We start from the raw sequence: 17,881 nt of genomic DNA on the forward strand, positions 1-17,881 counted from the left end.
CCAGACATCCCACATTGCAGGCGCTCCGGGGAGACGTTCCGCGAACGGGGACGTCCTACCGGGAAAGATAAGAGGGGACGTCCGTTCACACCCTGATGTGTGCAGCAGAGCCGCTTAGCTGCCTGGGGCTTAGCTGCGCGGTGCTAGTGGCCGGAGACGACATGCTCAACGGCATAGCGGCGCTGATGATGGGGCTTCTGATTGCCAGCGTGGGCATGGATTACACCACCGGCTATCCGCGTTTTACCTTCGGATCCTGGGCGCTTCTCGAGGGCATCTCCTTCATCCCGGCGCTGATCGGTATGTTCGCGCTGCCCGAAATCCTGCGGTTGCTGTCGCAGAAGGACTGCGCGCGCAGGCTTCCCGACGCCGCGCCCGGGTCTGCGATTTCGAAGATCGCGGCGGCAGGCCGGCGCCACTGGTGGCCTGCGCTGCGCGGATCGGTGATGGGAACAGGGCTCGGGGCGTTGCCCGGCGCCGGGGCGGATATTGCCGCGTGGATTTCGGTTGCGGTGACGCGGCGGGCCACGCGCGAGCCCGAACGTTGGGGCAAGGGCCATATCGAGCCGATCGTGGCCGGTGGAGCGGCCAACAATGCCGCTCTCGCCGGGGCGTGGATCCCGGCGCTGGTGTTTGCCATTCCGGGCGATACGATCACGGCGATCGCCATCGGCGTACTATATCTCAAGGGGGTCAACCCCGGCCCAATGGTTTTCATCAAGAACGGCCAGATGGTCTACGCGGTGTTCCTTGTGTTCTTCCTCGCCAACCTGATGTTGATCCCCTTTGGCTGGCTTGGCATCCGCATGGCGGGGCTGGTTCTGCGGGTTCCGACCGGGATCATTGCACCAAGTCTGCTGATCCTTGCCTGTCTAAGAGCTTTTGCCATCAACAATGACATGTCCGGTCTGCTGGTGATGCTGGGGCTTGGCGTGCTGGCGACGATCATGAATGTCGCTGGCGCCGGTGGTTCTGGGCATCGTCATGGGCAAGATCGTCGAACAGACGCTGATGCAATCGCTGATCAGCACGCAGGGCGATCTTCTGGCCTTTTTCGACCGCCCCGCGTCGATGGTGCTGGGCTGCCTGACACTGGCGCTGTGGGGGGGTGCTGATCAAGGCGGCGCTGCGGTTGTGGGTGAGGGCGGCGCCGCGTCAGGCGCAGTGATCCGCTGCCCGGGGGGGATGTGTGCTGCCTTTGACAGAGCGCAGCGGGCAGGCGCCTTGGCGATACGCATGGCATTGCCCCTGATGCAAAGGGCGCGGCGGTTCTGGCCGAATACTCTGGCCAAAGCGCCGTGCCTGGCTAGGATGAAGGTCATGAAATCAATCTCGACCCCCTCGCCCCTCCCTTGGCCTTTGCCGCGCGCCATGCCGGGATGGCTCCCCGGCGGCGGCGGTCAGGACATTGAAGCAGCGGGTTTTTCCAGCGGTGCGGCGCTTATACTGCTGCATCTTGCCTTGCAGGTCGAGGCCTTGCCCGACGCGCTCTTGCGCGAACGCCTGTCCCTGCGCGCGGCGCAGCTTGGGGCCGCGATGACGGGCCGCCGGGAACAGGCAGCAGAGATTCGCGACGAGATCATGCTGCTCAGGCCCGGAGATACGCCCGGCCCGGCAGGCGCGCTTTTGCTGGACTGGCGCCGGGCCACGTCGCGCCCCGTCAGGCTGATGACGCTCGCCAAGCTGCCAACGGATCGGGCCGCACGCGAGGCCACACCGGTGGGCCGGGCCGCCCGGGCGCTCGAGGCGGCGATCGCCGAGGCGCCCAAAGCCGAGACCGCCGCATTGATCCGGGCAGATGCCGAGCTGGCGCGCGCCATGGGCTGGCAGCATGTGGTGCCGATCCTGGGGGCCAGCCTCTCTGGGCGGGCCCTGCGCCAGAGCGGCGCTGATCTTTTGCTGCGCTGCCACATAGCGGTTCGCCAGGGGGCGGGCGAAGCGTACCGGCAGGCGCAGGAGCTCACGCGCGCCGCCCAGGCTCTGCGCGCTGTGGCGCCGAGGCTGCGCTCCCGGGCCTCGGCTCAGGCGGTCGAGCTTTTCCTGTCGCGCGATGCGGTCTCGCCCGGCGGAACCCTTTCGGGCCTGATGAGCGATCGCGCCGCAAGGCGGTTCTGTGATCGTCTCGTCGAGCTTGGCGTTGCCCGCGAGCTGACTGGCCGCAGCACTTTCCGACTCTACGGGATCTGAGCATGCCGAAATCCACAACCGCAGCGTTTGACCGCAATCTCGATGCGCTGCCCGAGGCTTTGCGCTGGCGTGAATGGATGCGCCGGATCGAGGCGGTGCTCTTTGCCTCGGCGTCGCCGGTGCCGCGCGCCGATCTGGCGCGGGTTGTGGGGCAGGGGGTCGCGGTGGATCTGCTGATCGACGATCTTGCCGCCGAGCTCGAAGGGCGTCCCTACGAACTGGCGCGCGTCGCCGATGGCTGGATGTTGCGCACCCGCCCGGCCTATGCCGCGGTGATCCGCGAGGCGGCTGATGTGGCCGCTCAGGAGATTGACCTGCGCGCGTTCGATCTCGCGGTGCTCGCGGCCATCGCCTACCATCAGCCGGTGACCCGGGACGGGCTGAGGGAGATTTTCGGCAAGGAGGTCAGTCGTGATCTGATCGGCCGGCTGCACGACCGGGGGCTGATCGGCACCGGGCCGCGCAGCCCCCAACGCGGCGCGCCCTACACCTATGTGACGACCAACAAGTTCCTGGTGAGCTTCGATCTGGAGACCTTGCGCGATCTGCCGGATATGGAGCAGTTGCAGGATGCCGGTCTGACCGGCGGGGCAGGGGGGGCGTAGAAATCGCCCCGTTGCTCCCCGAGCAACGCCAGAGGCATGGTCGCGCAAGGGGCCTGCCGCCGCGCCGGGCCGCGTTGCAGGGTCGCGCGATCCTTTGCGGCGCGGCGAGGCACTTACCAATTGCGCGTTCAGCGCATAGACCGGCACAAACCGCGTGCATGCGCCTCATATCGCAGGAGCCTCCATTGTCCGATCTCTTCGACGCCGCGCCCGTGCAGGGCCATGTCCCGCTTGCCGCCGCGCTGCGGCCGCAGACGCTGGAAGATGTGATCGGGCAGGGGGCGATCACCGGGCAAGGCTCTATCCTGCGCCGCCGGATCAGCGCTGGCGCCCTTGGGAGCCTGATCCTCTATGGTCCTCCGGGTGTCGGCAAGACCACGATCGCGCGCGCGGTGGGCAACATGCTTGGCAAGGAGTTTCGCCCCCTGCATGCCACCCGCGACGGGGTGAAGGAATTGCGCAAGATCGCCGACGAGGCACGGATTCGCCCGCTGCTGATCTTCGTCGACGAGGTGCATCGGTTTTCGGCCACCCAGGCCGATGACCTGCTGTCGATCTGCGAGGAGGGCACGGCGGATTTTGTCGGCGCCACCACGGGGAATCCCTATCACGCCCTGCCGCCGGCGCTTGTCTCGCGCTCGACGATCCTCAAGCTCGAGCCGATGTCGATCGATGATATGGAGGAGGTGGTGCGGCGCGGCCTTGCCCATCTGCGCAAACAGGGCAGCGATGTCGAGATGTCCGATGCGCATATTCGCCTTGTTGCCGGGCGTTCGGGGGGCGATGCGCGGCGCGCGCTGACAACGCTTGAAAGCCTGTGCCTGGGCCACCCCGGCGGCCGGGTGACGATCACCGAAGCCATGCTCGAGGAAGCCTATGCTTCTGCCGCGGTCAACCATGACCGCTCGGGGGATCAGCACTATGATGTGGTTTCGAGCTTCGTCAAAAGCATGCGCGGCTCGGATGCGGATGCCACGCTCTACTGGCTGGCGCGGCTGATCCACGCCGGGGAGGATCCGCGCTACATCGCGCGCCGCATCATGATCCACGCCTCCGAAGACGTCGGCCTTGCCGACAACAGCGCCTTGCAGACCGCGGTTGCGGCCTCGACGGCCGTGGAGCGGATCGGCTACCCCGAGGCAAGGATCATTCTGGCCCATGCGGCGCTGCACGTGGCGCGCGCGCCAAAGTCCAACTCAGCCTGCCGTGGGATCGGCGCCGCCCTAGAGCTGGTCGAGGGCTCCGCCCCGGTGGTGGTGCCAAAGCATTTGCGCGACACCCATTACGCCGGTGCGGCGAAGCTCGGCCATGAAGGCTACCGCTTCCCGCATGACGACCCGCGGGGCTGGGTCGAGCAGGACTATGTGCCGGGTCTGCGTCCGGGCAGTCTCTACCAGAGCGACGCGCGCGGCAGCGCCAGCTTCGAGGCCCGGGCCGACCGGTTCTGGGAGGAGCTTACCGGGCGCCGCGTGGCGAAGACATTTTCTTGAGGGCTTCGGGCGACAACCCGCAAGCCGCAGCGCTGCCGTCTGGACCGATCCCGACCAGCCCGGCCTTCAGCCGGATCTGGCGGCCTGTCGCGATGAGCCGGCAGAATTTGCACATGGCCACATGGATTGCGCTGCAGCTGTCGGCCCGGACCAAGGCGAGATGACCGGGGCCTGTTGATAGGCTTTGATGCACAAATCGGGTGAAGGACGTTCTTCCTCTTACCCCAGACGGATTGAGCCTACGGGCACAGTGACGAGTATGCCAAGCGCAGTGTCGCGGGGATCGCGCAAATCGGGGTGATGGCGGGGGGAAAATCATCCTCCTCTGGGTCGTGATGGGCCGATGCCGAGCATGGTCGCCCCTGCATTTTCTTCGAACCTGAACGGAGACTTGGGGCCCGTTCTCAGCGGTGGGCCCGCATGACAGGACAAGGTGGGGAATAACCATGCAAGATGTAGGGATCGACGTATCGAAAGCAACGCTGGATGCCTGCTGCTCGACCGAAGGTGAGGCTCATCAGTTTGAGAACGCAGCTGGTGGATTGGCCTCGTTCTTCGGATGGGCCTCTGGCAGCGGCGCGCGGATCGTTTTCGACGCGCCTGGCGCCTGACATTGCGATCTTGAGCGCATGCTGATGCGCCGTGGATCCACCGATCCGAAGGTCAATCCACGGCAGGTCAGGCGGTTCGCTGAGGCGACAGGGCGTGTCGCCTGGACGGATCGCCTAGAGGCCGAGAGGTCGGCCAGGATGGGATGCGCGTTGCAGCTCAAACCCACACAAACGCATTCTGAAGCCCTTGGCGACCTTCGCGAATTGCGCGTGTTCCGCCGGGGTTTGATCAAGGATCGCACCGCGGCCAGGACGAGGATCAAAACGACGCGACAATCGATGCTGCGGCGTCTGCTTCCCCGGCGATTGGGACAGATCGAACGACCGCCGGCAAAGGTGGACGCCGCAATGAAAGCGATCGTGGCCTCTGATCCCGATCTGGCCGAGCGTTCAGAGATCCGGGTCAGCATTCCGGGCCTTTCGACGAGCTCGGCGACGGCATTGCACGCCGACATGCCCGAGCTGGGTGCGCTCAGCGCAAAGCAGGCGGCGGCGCTTGCCGGACTGGCCCTCATCTCGCGCCAATCGGGCCAATGGCACGGGCATGAAAGGATACAGGGCGGCGGGCACTCTGTCCGGCAGGCGCTGTTCATGTCGACGCTTTGCGCGATGCAGCACAACCCGGCAGCGCGCAGCAAATTCGACGACCTGATCCGAGCCGACAAGCCGCGCAAGGTCGCCATTACTGCCGTGATGAGGAAACGTGTCGACCTTGCGAACGCTTTGATCAGAGACGACCGGAAATGGGTTCCGGAACCCTCTTGATCATCACGGATACTCGGCAGATTGCTGCGCAATCGCCTGCCGGGCAATGGGTGGCGACGCCGAACGGCGCGCTGTCGGTCCCCTGAAAGCTGGCCATCGAACCGGGCGCGGCTGTGAAGCTCCGCCCAAGCCCGCCACCAGACCCAAATCCCGCTTCGCAAAACCGGTTTCACAAGCCTGCTCTCATGATCGCTGCCAACTCTTTGTTTCACGGCAAATCATCCGGCGATGCGGGGCGCAGCGTAGTGTAGATGCGCAGGGTAGGAGACGGAACTGAGACGATGGTTGAGCAAGCTCTCATGCGCGGGTTGGGTACCGCATGACCGTGGTTTCGTCCTGAAGCTGCCTTGCTCTAAGGATCGGGCATCGACAGTGTCGGCCCCTAACAGGCGACGAGGGTTCCCCACCTTGTTCCGCCCCCAACCCTGCGCATCGGGCTCGTCAGGGCTAGGTTATTACCTCAGGCCGACACTGTGATCCCTCCTGCCGGTGGAGCTGTCACAGCTTTGGCGATGGCCCAGATGAAGCCCACCATCTCACGCGCGATGGCCGTGATGACCAGGACCTTCGGCTTTCCGGCGGCGACCAGATGACGGTAGCGCTGGCACATCCTGAGCGGCCCCTTCCATGCGATGTCGCAGGCCACCTTCGGCAGTGCCTCCGGTCGGGAATGGAGCTTCGGGTTAACACGCGCCTGCATGCGGTAGCCCACAGGCGCCCTCGACCAGTGCCCTCCGCTCCAGGCTGCTGCCAGCCTTGGTGATTCTGCCGCGCCGGACGCTGGCAGCGCTGGAATGCTCGGATGGCGTCAGACCGAGCTAGGCCCTGAGTTGCCGGGGATTATCAAAGCGCTGAAGTCCCCAACCACGGCCACCACCGTCACCGCGATAATGAACCCGACGCTGCGCATCACACGGATCGCCTCAACAACCGGCGCGAGGCTTCAGGCAGGCAGCAGGTCCGCGATCTGGCCGGTCAGCCGCTCCACCCGCGCTTCGGTGTCCGAAACGGCGTCGATATAGTCTTGAAGGACGATCTGCTGCGTCGGATGCGAAAAGCGCACCATCGCAAGCCAGCGCCGATAGGCTCCCGTGCAACGCTTCTTCCCGGGATAGATCCGGCCATTGTGCAACAGAAACCCTTGAAGGTGCTGGCGCGCCTTGCCCACCACCGGCATGGCCGTCGCTCGCGCCCGGACCAAGTGGCGCATCGCCTCATGCGCTTCGTCAGGCATCCAGACCGCCGTCAGTTCGCCGGCCCGGTGCAGCTTTGCCAGCATCACCGCATCACGGCGGTCGGTCTTTACCCGACCACCGGCCTCGTTAGGTATCAACGATGGGGCCACTACGGTGCAGTCATGACCTATCTCGGACAAGCTGTCGATGGACAGCCATAGCCGCAGGGGCCTGCATTATAGCAAAAATGCAGCCGCGCCCCACCAGCCGCGAGCTTGTCGAGTAGTTTGCGCACATGATCAGACCGATGCAGGTGACGTACCTCGCCGCCGCGTCCTCCTTGCGCCAAGGCAACCGAAATCATTGCCTTATGGCGATCCAGCCCGATGAAAGTGCTACCCTGCTTTTGGTCTCTGCCCCATTCTTGAGGCTCGGCGCCCGCCAACCGGGCGCAACCCTCGAACGGAAAATGCCGCGGGAGAGGCCACTGGACCAGTCAGGCTCATACAGAGATCATGGGGTCTAAAGCGGGGTCAGCAGCGCTGGCGTTGCCTGACGACCCGCTGTCGCACCAATGGTCTAACTCGCCCGCAGCAACGGCACCTGCGCCGTCAGGCCGATGCCGAAACCATCGCCTTTCGCGGCAGCCCGAACGGCGGCGCTCTTGGAACCATGCGGCTTGCTCGGAGCCTTTACGGGCGGTTGAACACACAGGCGGCAATGAGGGGGAGGGGGCCTCCCGACTGCTCGATGGATCATAAGCCTGCTACAGGATGCAAGGCGCGTTGAGGAGACCGCCATGGCGGGCGTCGAGAGAATGGCCCTCACCAATCCTTCGGTCTTGGCCGATGCCTCGATCTGCGAGGCGCTGCGGCACTGGGCGCGCAAAGGGCCGCCTGCGGTGCAGCGGCCCTTCGATCTGTGGAACCGGGAGCCTGCCGCTGCGTCGGTGCAGCAGGCGGGGGGCCTAGATTTCGCCGCTTTCGGTGCGCGGCATGGCTCTCTTGGGCTTGCGGATCAGGATGGCCCAGACGAACAGCGCGGTCAGCGCAAGGAAGAACAGGCTGTCGGGATTGGTCAGGAACACCACCGGGTTGCCATCATTCAGCGACAGGGCGCGCCTGAGATATTCCTCGAGGTCAGGGCCCAGAATGAAGCCCAGCAGCATCGACACGGTGGAATAGTTCTGCTTGCGCATGAAATAGGCCAAAATGCCGAAAAGCACCGCCAGCGACATCTGGAAGATCGAGTAGGTCGCGACATAGCTGCCGACAAGCGCCACCACGGCGATGCCAGTGTAGAGCAGGCCCTTGGGGATCGACACGATCTTGATGAACCACGGCCCGAACAGCCAAAGCGTCAGCGGGATCAGGACCAGCGCCGAGAAGAACAGCGAGCCCAGCATCGGCCCCAGCAGCTCGGCCTGGTTTTCGAGCAGGCGCGGGCCGGGCTGCAGGCCGTTGATCACCAGAACCCCCAGCACGATGGCGGTGGTCGGATCGCCCGGGATGCCGAACATCAGCATAGGCACGAAGGCGCCGCCGCACATCGAATTGTTGGCGGCCTCGGCGGAGGCGATGCCTTCGCGCGAGCCGCTGCCGTACTGCTCCGGGGTCTTGGACGAAGAGCGCGCCATGGCGTAGGACACAAAGGCCGCCATCGAGCCGCCGGCACCGGGCAGTATGCCGATGCCATAGCCGATGAAGGACGCGCGCAGGTAGGCCAGCAGGCCGATCTCGCGGATCTCGGCGCGCGGCGGCAGGAAATCGCGGCGGCGGATCTTCAGGTCTCTGGCCTGTTCCAGTGTCGAGCTGAGGTTGCTCTTCCAGTTTTCCGACTGCATCAGCACTTCGGAGATTGCGAAGGCGCCGATGACGAGAGGCATGATGTCGATGCCCTCGACCAGCGTCTCGGTGCCGAAGCTGAAGCGCGGGATGGGTTGCAGTACGTCGATGCCGACGGTGGCGATCATCACCCCCAGCAGCGTGGCGACAAAGCCCTTGGCGATGTTGCCCTTGTCGACGATCACGATGACCACCAGCGCGAAGAGCACCAGTGAGAACTTGCCCGGCGTGCGGATCAGCAGCGACAGCTCGGCCGCGATCGGCATGAAGGCCATGAGCAACACCGCGCCGATGGCCCCGCCGATCATCGAACCCAGCGCCGCGTGACCCAGCGCGTTGGCGCCGAAGCCTTTCTTCATCAGGGCGTTGCCCTCGATCGCCGTCATCATCGACGAGGGCGCACCGGGGATGTTGATGGTGGTCGCGGTGATCGACCCGGAATACATCCCGGCCATGAAGATCGAGGCGCACATCACCAGCGCCGGCACCACGTCGATGGTGTAGGTGATCGGCAGCAGCAGCGCGATGGCCAGCACCGAGGTCAGGCCGGGCATGGCACCAAAGAAGGTTCCAACAAGGAAGCCGCCGATCATGAAAGCGATGACGTAAGGATCGGCGAGGGCGGACATGCCGCCGAGAATGTCGATGAAGATGTCCATCAGAACACCCCTGCGGTGAGGGTCGGCAAGCGGACCCCGAAGATGCCGGCAAACAGGCCGTAGAACAGCGCCGTCACGGCGATGGCGTAAAACGCGAAGATCAGCGGGCGGCGCAGCTGGAAGTGAAAGATAGCGAACAGCGCCGAGGTGAAGACGAGGGTCGCCAGCCAGTAGCCCAGCGGGCGGAACAGGGCGATGTAGCCGGCGGTCGCCACGATCACCAGAAGCGGGCGCAGCAATTCGCGCACCGGTCCGTCTTGGGTGGGGCTGCGGAACTCGGCGATGAAGACCACCGCGAGGGCGACATACATCAGGCAGGCCATGAGGATCGGCACCGAGCGCGGACTCATCTCGCCGGCCCCCGCGAATTGCGAGCGGATGTCGAACGCGGCGGCAAGGTAGACGGTGGTGACGATCAGGAAAAAGAGGGGCAGCAGGACACCTGTCCTGAGAAGGGGCGCGCGGTCGGCCATCGTGGTCTCCGGGTTGGGGCGGCACCGGAGAATGCTCCGATGCCGCCTGTCATGGCACTGGGATGGTGGGGGCGGTTATTTCGACAGAACGCCGTTTTCGACGAGCATATCCATCTGGGTGAACAGGCCTTGCGCCGTCTCGTCCGCCCAATCGTCAAGCGCATCGCCGGCAAGCCAGTTGGGGGTCACGCCCATGGTGGCGAGCCAGTCCTGAAACTCGTCGGTGTTGTAGGCCTGCTCATAGGCGGCCTCGAGCGCGGCGACCACGTCATCGGGGGTTCCGGCGGGGGCGGCCAGCACGATGAACGAGCCGTTGAGCAGGTCGATGCCGGCTTCCTCGGCGGTGGGCACGTCGTAGGTCGGGTTCTTGGCGTCCGAGAATTCGACGATGCCGCGGGCGCTGCCGTCTTCGATCAGGTTGGCGAAATCGCCCAGCGAGGTCAGCACCACGTTCACCTCGCCGGACAGCAGCGCCTCTTTCTGCGGGGCAGCGCCTCCGGGGTAGGAAACGATGCGGAATTCGGCCCCGGTGATCTGTTGAAGCTGCAGCAGAGTCAGATGCACCCGCCCGCCAAGGTTCTGCACACCGACGCGCAGGTTACCGGGATCGGCCTTGGCGGCGGCGATCAGATCGTCAAGCGACTGGTAGTCGGAATCGGCATCGACGATGATCGCGTCGGCTTCGCTGGTGATGCGGGCGATCAGGTCGAGCTTGTCCATCTTGTAGCTTGGCAGCATGCCCTGCCACGGCACGGTGACGATGCTGTCATAGGTCAGCGCGCCCAGCGTGTAGCCATCGGGTTTTGCGCTCATCAGCTGGCCGACGCCGGTGGCCGAGTTGCCGCCTTCGATGTTCTCGACGTAGATGGTGCCGTCCAGCGCGTCTTCGGCAAGCGTGGTTACCTTGCGCACGATGCCGTCGGTGCCCCCGCCTGCGCCCCACGGCACCACCATACGCACGTCGCGCTCGGGGTATTCGGCCAGTGCGGCAAGCGGCACGAGGGCCGTGGTGATGGCGGCAAGAGTGCCGATGAAGCTGGGTGTCATGATGTGTCTCCTCCTAAGACCGTTCGGAAGCGGCCGCAGGCCGTCCCGTCGTTTTCCGTGTTCTGCTTTCCGGCCCGTGCCACGGCGCTTGCGCGCTCTGTGCTCCCCCTCCGTCGGCCTGGGCCCCACGGGCCGGAATCGCTGGTGGTGCTTGCGCCCCAACCAACTAATACATTACTATATGAATTGACGCGAAGCTGGCAAGCCTCCTTGAGGTTCCCCGGAGAGATCGGGTCAAGTTTCTGAAATAGATGGAGGAACAGAAATGCTTTATGATCACCGGACCTATTGTTGCCGTCCGGGCACCATCAAGAAACACCTCGCGCTTTATGGCGAACACGGGTTCGACGTGCAGCGTCGGCATCTGGGCGATCCCGTGGTTTACGGCGCGGTCGAGACCGGGGACGTGAATTCCTACGTGCATATCTGGTGTTATGCCGATGCCGCCGACCGGGCGGCAAAGCGGGCGGCGCTGGCGGCGGACCCCGAGTGGCAAGCCTATCTGAAGATCAGCGCCGACGCCGGGTACCTTGTCTCGCAGGTCAACCAACTGCTGGGGCCGGTGCCCTTCTTTACGCCGAAGGGCTGAGCGGTGGGCGCGGCCAACGGGCCGCGCCTCTCCCTGCGGGGGCGCGGCGCTCAGCCCTGCGGCAGGTCCATGCGCCCGACAAGAAAGTCGAGCTCGGCAAGGTCGGCCTCGGTCAGCCGTGGCCCCGGCCCGCGCAGCGCATTCGAGCGCAGCGCGCCGCGCCGACGCATCATCTCCTTGCGCAGGGCGATGCCCCATTGTCCTTGCGCCTCGTGTTTCAAAAGCGGCAGGTAGCGGTTGAAGAGGTCATGCGCCTCGGCCCGTTTGCCCGCCGTCATCAGCCCGTACACCCCCGACAGCATTTCGGGATACGAGAACCCCGCCATCGGGCCATCGGCGCCGCGCTCCATCTCCTGCACGAGGAACTGGCCGTTGTTGCCAGTGAGAATCCGCACCGGGCGCGACAGCTCGTTGCGCATCCGGGTGATCTTGGGGAGCGAGGGGAAATCCTCTTCCTTGATCACGCCGATCTGCGGGAAGGCGGTGATCAGCCGGTCGATGGCGGGCACCGACATCACCACGCCCGAGGCGGCGGGGAAATCCTGCAACACCGTGGGCACGTCGCCGATGCGCTCGAACACCGCGTCGAAATAGCGCAAAAGGTCTTCGTCGGTGCGGATGCCAGCGGGCGGGCAGATCATCACCGCGTCGGCGCCCTCGGCGATGACTTCTCTGGTGACCTCGACCAGCGTGGCAAGGTTGGGGTGCGAAACGCCAGCGATGATGCGATGCCCGTCCGCCGCCGCGACGTAATGGGCGGCGACAGCGATGGTTTCGTCCACGGTCAGCTTCTGTGCCTCGCCCGAGACGCCCAGCACGGTCAGCCCCTGCGCACCGTGGCGGTAGTAGAACGCCGACAGCGTGTCGATGCTGGCAAGATCAAGCGCGCCGTCCTCAAGGAACGGCGTCTGCGCGACAACGTGAAGGCCGCAGGTTTCGGCAAGTGCTTTGGACATGAACTCTCCCTTCGCGGGCCGGGGTGGTCCGCGCTGTCTGGTGATGATCCTGCTGAGGCCCTGTCGGGCCGGGTGTCAGGTGAAGTAATCCTCGTGCCGGGCGCGATATTCATCGGCCCAGTCGTCGGGTTTGTGGGTATGGCGGCGGATCTTGCGCACCGCGTCATCGACATCGCCGGATTCGATCGCGGCCACGATGCGTTCGTGCCCTTGCAGGATCAGGTCGAGCCTGTCGCTGGAATGGGTTTGCAGGCGCCGCACCCTGTCCAGATCGCCGGTCTGGGCGCGCAGCAGCGCATGCAGGTTCGGATGCCCGGCACCTTCGAACATGACGTAGTGGAAGAACTCGTCAAGCTCTTGAAAGCGGCGCAGCTTGGTCTTGTCGGGGGCGACGGCGCGCTGCAGGGCGATGACCTCGCGCAGCCGCGCCAAAGTCTCGGGGGGCGGATCGCGCGTGAGCTTTTTCGTCACCTCAGTTTCAAGCGCCTGACGCAGGAACAGGGCCTCGCGGATCTGCGCAAGGTTGATGCGTGTCACCAGCGTCTTGGATTGCGGATAGATCCGGATCAGCCCGTCCTGATCGAGCCGCTGCATCGCATCGCGCAGGGGCGTCTGGCTGACATCGTATTCCCGCGCCAGATCGGCGCGGGTCAGCGCGGTGCCCGGCGGCAGATCCAGCGACAGGATTCGCTGCCGCAGATCGTCATAGATTCGCGACGAGGCCATGGGGCGCCCCATCGGCGTGTCCTGCCGCATCATGTCAAAAGCGAGTGTCATCGTCGGTGTCTTCATGCCGCTCTCCAAGTCTTCTCCCTGCTGACGGACAATTAACCGCATCTGCGGACCGGTTGACCATACTGATAAACTAAAATATTAGTACATGACAAGTCCCGTGACACGGCGGCTGCGGCCCGATTCCGCCCGCGCTTTGCGGTGGCGGCGCGCGAAACAGGCGTGGCAGGGCAGGCCACCCAGCCGCGCAGCAACAGGAGGTTCAGACAATGGACGGCACGACAAACGGCTTTGTTCCGCACGGCAGGCACTTGATCGCAGGAGAGTGGGTTGCGGCAGAGGCAACCTTCCGTTCGGACCCCGCTCAGGGCATGGCGCATGAGTTTGCCATCGGCACACCGGCGCTGGTGAACGCGGCGGTCGAGGCCGCCGAAGCGGCGTTCTGGAGCTATGGCTACAGCGATGTCGAGACCCGCGCCCGTTTCCTTGAGACCATCGCCGAGCAGATCGACGCCCGCGGCGCCGAGATCACCCAGATCGGTACGCAGGAAACCGGCCTGCCCGAAGCGCGGCTTCAGGGCGAGCGTGGCCGTACCACCGGCCAGCTTCGGCTGTTTGCCAGCCATATCCGCGCTGGCGATTGCCTTGACCGTCGCCATGACGCGGCGCTGCCCGACCGTGCGCCGCTGCCGCGCCCCGACATCAAGCTGATGCAGCGCCCGATCGGCCCGGTGGCGGTGTTTGGCGCCTCGAACTTCCCGCTGGCCTTTTCCACCGCCGGGGGTGACACCGCCTCGGCGCTGGCGGCGGGCTGCCCTGTCGTGGTCAAGGGCCACTCGGCCCACCCCGGCACCGGCGAGATCGTGGCCGAGGCGATCAAGGCCGCCATCGAGATCTGCGGCCTGCCGGGCGGCGTCTTCAGCCTTGTGCAGGGCGGCAAACGTGACGTGGGCACCGCGCTGGTGCAGCACCCGCTGATCAAGGCGGTGGGCTTTACCGGCTCGCTCGGCGGAGGGCGCGCGCTGTTCGATCTGTGCGCGCAGCGGCCAGAGCCGATTCCGTTCTTTGGTGAGCTGGGCTCGGTCAATCCGATGTTCATCCTGCCGCAGGCTGCCAAGGCCCGCGGCGCCGAGATCGGCAAGGGCTGGGCGGGCTCGCTGACCATGGGGGCTGGCCAGTTCTGCACCAACCCCGGCATCGCGGTGATCGCAACTGGCCCCGACGGCGACGCCTTTGTTGCTGCGGCGGTCGAGGCGCTGACGGATGCCCCCGCGCAGGTGATGCTGACCGATGGCATCGCCAAGGCTTACCGCGATGGCAAGGCGCGCTTTGACGGGCGCAACACCGTCACGCCGCTGCTCACCACCGCGCAGGACGGGCGCAGCGCCAGACCCAACCTCTATCAGACCGACGCCGCCAGCTACCTGCAGGACCACACGCTTGGCGCGGAAGTCTTTGGCCCGCTTGGACTGGTGATCCGGGTCAGCGGCCCTGAACAGATGGTGGCGCTTGCCAAGGGGTTCGAAGGTCAGCTTACCGCGACGCTGCACATGGACGCGGGCGACAGCGCCGATGCGCGCGCGCTGCTGCCGGTGCTGGAACGCAAGGCGGGCCGGGTGCTGGCCAATGGCTTCCCCACCGGGGTCGAGGTTTGCGACACCATGGTGCACGGCGGGCCCTACCCGGCCTCGACCAATTTCGGCGCCACCTCGGTTGGCACCATGGCGATCCGCCGCTTCCAGCGCCCGGTGAGCTACCAGAACCTGCCGGACGCGCTGATGCCTGCCGGCTGGCAATAGCGGGCCGGGGGCGGCCCTTGCACGGACCCGCCCGGCACCCGCCAGACAAGATCCCGCGACATGCGGACACGACACAAAGAGTGAGGAGACACACACCATGATCGCACCCGACGCGCTGCGCGAGATCATCCGCCACGGGCTTTTGTCCTTTCCGGTGACCCCCTTCGATGCCGAGGACCGCTTTGCGCCCAAGCCGTTTCAGTCGCATCTGGAATGGCTCAAGCCGCATAAGGTGGCCGGGCTGATCGTCGCTGGCGGCACCGGCGAGATGTTCTCGCTCACGCCAGAAGAGATCGTCGACGTGGTGCGCGTTGCCCGCGCGGTTGCCGGGGACGCGCCGGTCATCGCGGGCTGCGGCTACGGGGTGCGCATGGCCTGCGATCTCGCCCGCGAGATCGAGGCTGCCGGGGGCGACGGTATTCTGCTGCTGCCGCATTACCTGACCGAGGGGCCACAGGACGGCGTGGCCAACCGCATCCGCGCGGTCTGCAAATCCACCAACATGGGGGTCATTGTTTACAACCGCGGGCAGGCACAGGTGTCGGCCGAGACGCTGGAACAGCTCGCCGAAGACTGCCCTAACCTCATCGGCTTCAAGGATGGCACCGGCGACATCGACATCGTGCGCCGCGTCACCGTGCGGCTTGGCGACCGGCTGTCCTATATCGGCGGTATGCCGACGCATGAGCTGTTCGCGCAGGCCTATCGCGGCGCGGGCATGCCGACCTATTCCTCGGCGGTGTTCAACTTCGTGCCCGAGACCGCGCTGGAATTCCACGGTGCGTTTCTGGCCGGGGATGACGCGAAATGCGAGCAGCTGCTGCGCGAATTCTACTATCCCTTTGCCGCCATCCGCGACCGCAAGTCGGGCTATGCAGTTTCGGCCATCAAGGCCGGCGTCGCGCTGCGCGGTTTCGAGACCGGCCATGTGCGCGCACCGCTCACCGACCTGAGCGGCGAAGAGGTCGAGATGATGCGCGCGCTGATCAAGGGCCGTAGCTGATGCCAATTGGTCCCGTTGCCCTGTCTAGGCCCGCACGCCCCGACATGCGGGCCCGGACAGAGACGTTCGCTCTGCGGCGCGTCCGTCGCAACGAGGCCGATGACAGGCGCGCGGCACCGGCCCGGCACGATCCGCGCCTTCGCCGAGGGCCTGACCGCATCGCCTTGCCCTGAGAGCAACCAAAACGGCACATTCTGGGAGGACAACCATGACAAAGATCGCAAAGCGCACCGGCGGACAGGTGCTTGTGGACCAGCTGCTGATCCACGGCGCCGACTGCGCCTATTGCGTGCCGGGCGAGAGCTACCTAGAGGTGCTCGACGCGCTGCATGACGTGCGCGAGCGTTTCACGCTGTATAATGCGCGGCACGAGGCAGGCGCCGCCGACATGGCCGAGGCCTATGGCAAGCTCACCGGCACGCCCGGCATCTGCATGGTCACCCGGGGCCCCGGCGCCTGTCAGGCGGCGGTCGGCGTGCATATCGCCTATCAGGATTCGACCCCGATGATCTTGCTGGTGGGGCAGGTCGGGCGCCAAACCATGGACCGCGAAAGCTTTCAGGAAATCGACTATCGCCAGATGTTCGCGCCCGTCGCCAAGTGGGCGGCGCAGATCGACAGCGCCGCGCGCATCCCCGAATACATCGCCCGCGCCTTTCGCGTTGCCACCTCGGGGCGGCCCGGCCCGGTGGTTCTGGCGCTGCCCGAGGACATGCTGACCGATGTGGTCGAGGTGCCCGACGCCCGCCCCTACGCGCCAAGCGTTCCGGCCTTGTCGCCGCAGGACGCCGCCGCCGTGATGGCCGCGCTGTCGCAGGCGCAGCGCCCGTTGCTGCTGGCCGGTGGGTCTGGCTGGAGCGATGCGGGCGCCGCAGCGTTGCAGCGCTTTGCCACGGCCAACAACCTGCCGGTCGCCACAAGCTTTCGGCGGCAGGATCTGATCGACAACCACGCGGGCGCCTATGTCGGCGATTTTGGCACCGGGGTGGCGCCGTCCTTGGTCAAGCGGCTGGCCGAGGCCGACCTGCTGCTGGTCATCGGCGCAAGGCTGGGTGAGATCACCACCAAGACCTATGCCACGCTGTCGGTGCCGACCCCGGCGCAGACGCTGGTGCATATCCACGTCGATGCGAACGAGATTGGCCGGGTCTATTCGCCGACGCTCTCGGCGGTGTCCGGCCCCGATGCCGCGCTTGAGGCGCTGTGTGCGCAGCCGACGGCCCCTTCGGATGCGGATTGGGCGGCGGCGCTGCGGGCGGACTATCTGGCGGATTGCGAACCGCCGCCGCATGACTACCCGCTGGACATGGGGCAAGCCATGGCCGAGATGCGCGAACTGGTCCCCGCCGATGCGGTGATCACGCTGGATGCGGGCAACCACACCGGCTGGGCGCAGCGTTTTCTGCGCTACGCGCGGCCCGGACGGCAGATCGGCTCGACCTGCGGGTCGATGGGCTATGCGGTGCCCGCGGCGGTTGCCGCCTCGTTGCAGGTTCCGGCGCGTCAGGCCATCGCCTTTGTCGGCGACGGCGGCTTCATGATGTCGGGCATGGAGATCGCGACAGCCGTGCAGCATGGCGGGCGGCCCGTCGTGCTGGTGTTCAACAACGGCACCTATGGCACCATCCGCATGCATCAGGAGCGCGAGCACCCGGAGCGGATCTCGGGCACCGACATCGTCACCATGGATATTGGCCGTATCAGCGAAGGTCTGGGCGCGGTGCATATCCGCGTGACGCAAACCGCGCAGTTCAAGCCCGCGCTGCTGCGCGCCTTTGACCATGACGGGCCGACGGTGATCGAGCTGATGACTGATCCCGAACAGATCTCCACCCGCACGACGGTTAGCCGGTTGCGCGGCGATTAGGCGTTACGGAGGGGCCGATGACCAAGGCCTCCGACAGGCGGCGCTCTGCGCGCCGGTGCTGATGGGCGGCTGCGACAAG

General features: G+C 65.8%; 14 protein-coding genes and 1 pseudogene. 9 read left to right on the forward strand and 6 right to left on the reverse strand.

From position 1 onward, the window contains the following. The first annotated feature begins 161 nt into the window (after positions 1–161). The 5 genes from Q4543_RS17105 (at position 162) to Q4543_RS17125 (ending at position 5,658) form a co-directional block, all read left to right on the forward strand. The gene (locus tag Q4543_RS17105) at positions 162–1,115 is read left to right on the forward strand and encodes a tripartite tricarboxylate transporter permease (RefSeq protein ID WP_303440273.1); all 954 of its coding nucleotides are present in this window, start codon (positions 162–164) and stop codon (positions 1,113–1,115) included. 205 nt (positions 1,116–1,320) lie between these two features. Continuing rightward, the gene (locus Q4543_RS17110; protein WP_303440276.1) at positions 1,321–2,187 is read left to right on the forward strand and encodes a DUF1403 family protein; all 867 of its coding nucleotides are present in this window, start codon (positions 1,321–1,323) and stop codon (positions 2,185–2,187) included. A 2-nt stretch (positions 2,188–2,189) separates the two neighbouring features. Then, positions 2,190–2,792: an SMC-Scp complex subunit ScpB gene (locus Q4543_RS17115; RefSeq protein ID WP_303440279.1), complete on the forward strand. Its 603-nt coding sequence runs from the start codon at positions 2,190–2,192 to the stop codon at positions 2,790–2,792. 185 nt (positions 2,793–2,977) lie between these two features. Next, positions 2,978–4,282, forward strand: coding sequence for a replication-associated recombination protein A (locus Q4543_RS17120; protein ID WP_303440282.1), 1,305 nt, complete (start codon positions 2,978–2,980; stop codon positions 4,280–4,282). Positions 4,283–4,917: 635 nt separating this feature from the next. Continuing rightward, positions 4,918–5,658 carry a transposase gene (locus Q4543_RS17125; RefSeq protein WP_303440344.1) on the forward strand — a complete coding sequence of 247 codons (741 nt, stop codon included), beginning with the start codon at positions 4,918–4,920 and terminating at the stop codon, positions 5,656–5,658. A gap of 460 nt (positions 5,659–6,118) precedes the next feature. Here the strand turns inward: Q4543_RS17125 and Q4543_RS17130 are convergent. From Q4543_RS17130 to Q4543_RS17145, 4 genes and pseudogenes are all read right to left on the reverse strand, one after another. Beyond that, positions 6,119–7,197: pseudogene (locus Q4543_RS17130) on the reverse strand (IS110 family transposase). Between the two features lie 603 nt (positions 7,198–7,800). Further along, positions 7,801–9,336: a tripartite tricarboxylate transporter permease gene (locus Q4543_RS17135; protein ID WP_303440285.1), complete on the reverse strand. Its 1,536-nt coding sequence runs from the start codon at positions 9,334–9,336 to the stop codon at positions 7,801–7,803. Then, the gene (locus tag Q4543_RS17140) at positions 9,336–9,809 is read right to left on the reverse strand and encodes a tripartite tricarboxylate transporter TctB family protein (RefSeq protein ID WP_303440287.1); all 474 of its coding nucleotides are present in this window, start codon (positions 9,807–9,809) and stop codon (positions 9,336–9,338) included. Before Q4543_RS17140 ends, Q4543_RS17135 begins: the two co-directional genes overlap by 1 nt. Positions 9,810–9,884: 75 nt before the next feature. Beyond that, entirely contained in the window at positions 9,885–10,856 is a 972-nt protein-coding gene (locus Q4543_RS17145) for a tripartite tricarboxylate transporter substrate binding protein (RefSeq protein ID WP_303440290.1), read from the reverse strand. Between the two features lie 265 nt (positions 10,857–11,121). Between Q4543_RS17145 and Q4543_RS17150 the strand changes: the two genes are divergently transcribed. After that, positions 11,122–11,445 (forward strand): NIPSNAP family protein, encoded by a 324-nt coding sequence (locus Q4543_RS17150; protein WP_303440291.1) that lies wholly within the window; start codon positions 11,122–11,124, stop codon positions 11,443–11,445. Positions 11,446–11,495: 50 nt separating this feature from the next. Here Q4543_RS17150 and Q4543_RS17155 read toward each other — a convergent pair whose 3' ends face one another. Then, a complete protein-coding gene (locus Q4543_RS17155) occupies positions 11,496–12,401 on the reverse strand; it encodes a dihydrodipicolinate synthase family protein (RefSeq protein WP_303440294.1) in 906 nt (301 codons plus the stop codon). Positions 12,402–12,476: 75 nt separating this feature from the next. After that, the gene (locus Q4543_RS17160) at positions 12,477–13,178 is read right to left on the reverse strand and encodes a GntR family transcriptional regulator (protein ID WP_303440296.1); all 702 of its coding nucleotides are present in this window, start codon (positions 13,176–13,178) and stop codon (positions 12,477–12,479) included. A gap of 224 nt (positions 13,179–13,402) precedes the next feature. On the opposite strand from Q4543_RS17160, the gene Q4543_RS17165 reads away from it, so the two are divergent. The 3 genes from Q4543_RS17165 (at position 13,403) to Q4543_RS17175 (ending at position 17,802) form a co-directional block, all read left to right on the forward strand. Next, a complete protein-coding gene (locus Q4543_RS17165; protein ID WP_303440298.1) occupies positions 13,403–14,932 on the forward strand; it encodes an aldehyde dehydrogenase (NADP(+)) in 1,530 nt (509 codons plus the stop codon). 97 nt (positions 14,933–15,029) lie between these two features. Then, positions 15,030–15,935 carry a 5-dehydro-4-deoxyglucarate dehydratase gene (locus tag Q4543_RS17170; protein WP_303440299.1) on the forward strand — a complete coding sequence of 302 codons (906 nt, stop codon included), beginning with the start codon at positions 15,030–15,032 and terminating at the stop codon, positions 15,933–15,935. 208 nt (positions 15,936–16,143) lie between these two features. Continuing rightward, entirely contained in the window at positions 16,144–17,802 is a 1,659-nt protein-coding gene (locus Q4543_RS17175) for a thiamine pyrophosphate-dependent enzyme (RefSeq protein WP_303440302.1), read from the forward strand. Positions 17,803–17,881: the final 79 nt, after the last annotated feature.

Origin of the sequence: Salipiger sp. 1_MG-2023 (assembly GCF_030547555.1) — a bacterium.
Lineage (GTDB): Bacteria > Pseudomonadota > Alphaproteobacteria > Rhodobacterales > Rhodobacteraceae > Salipiger.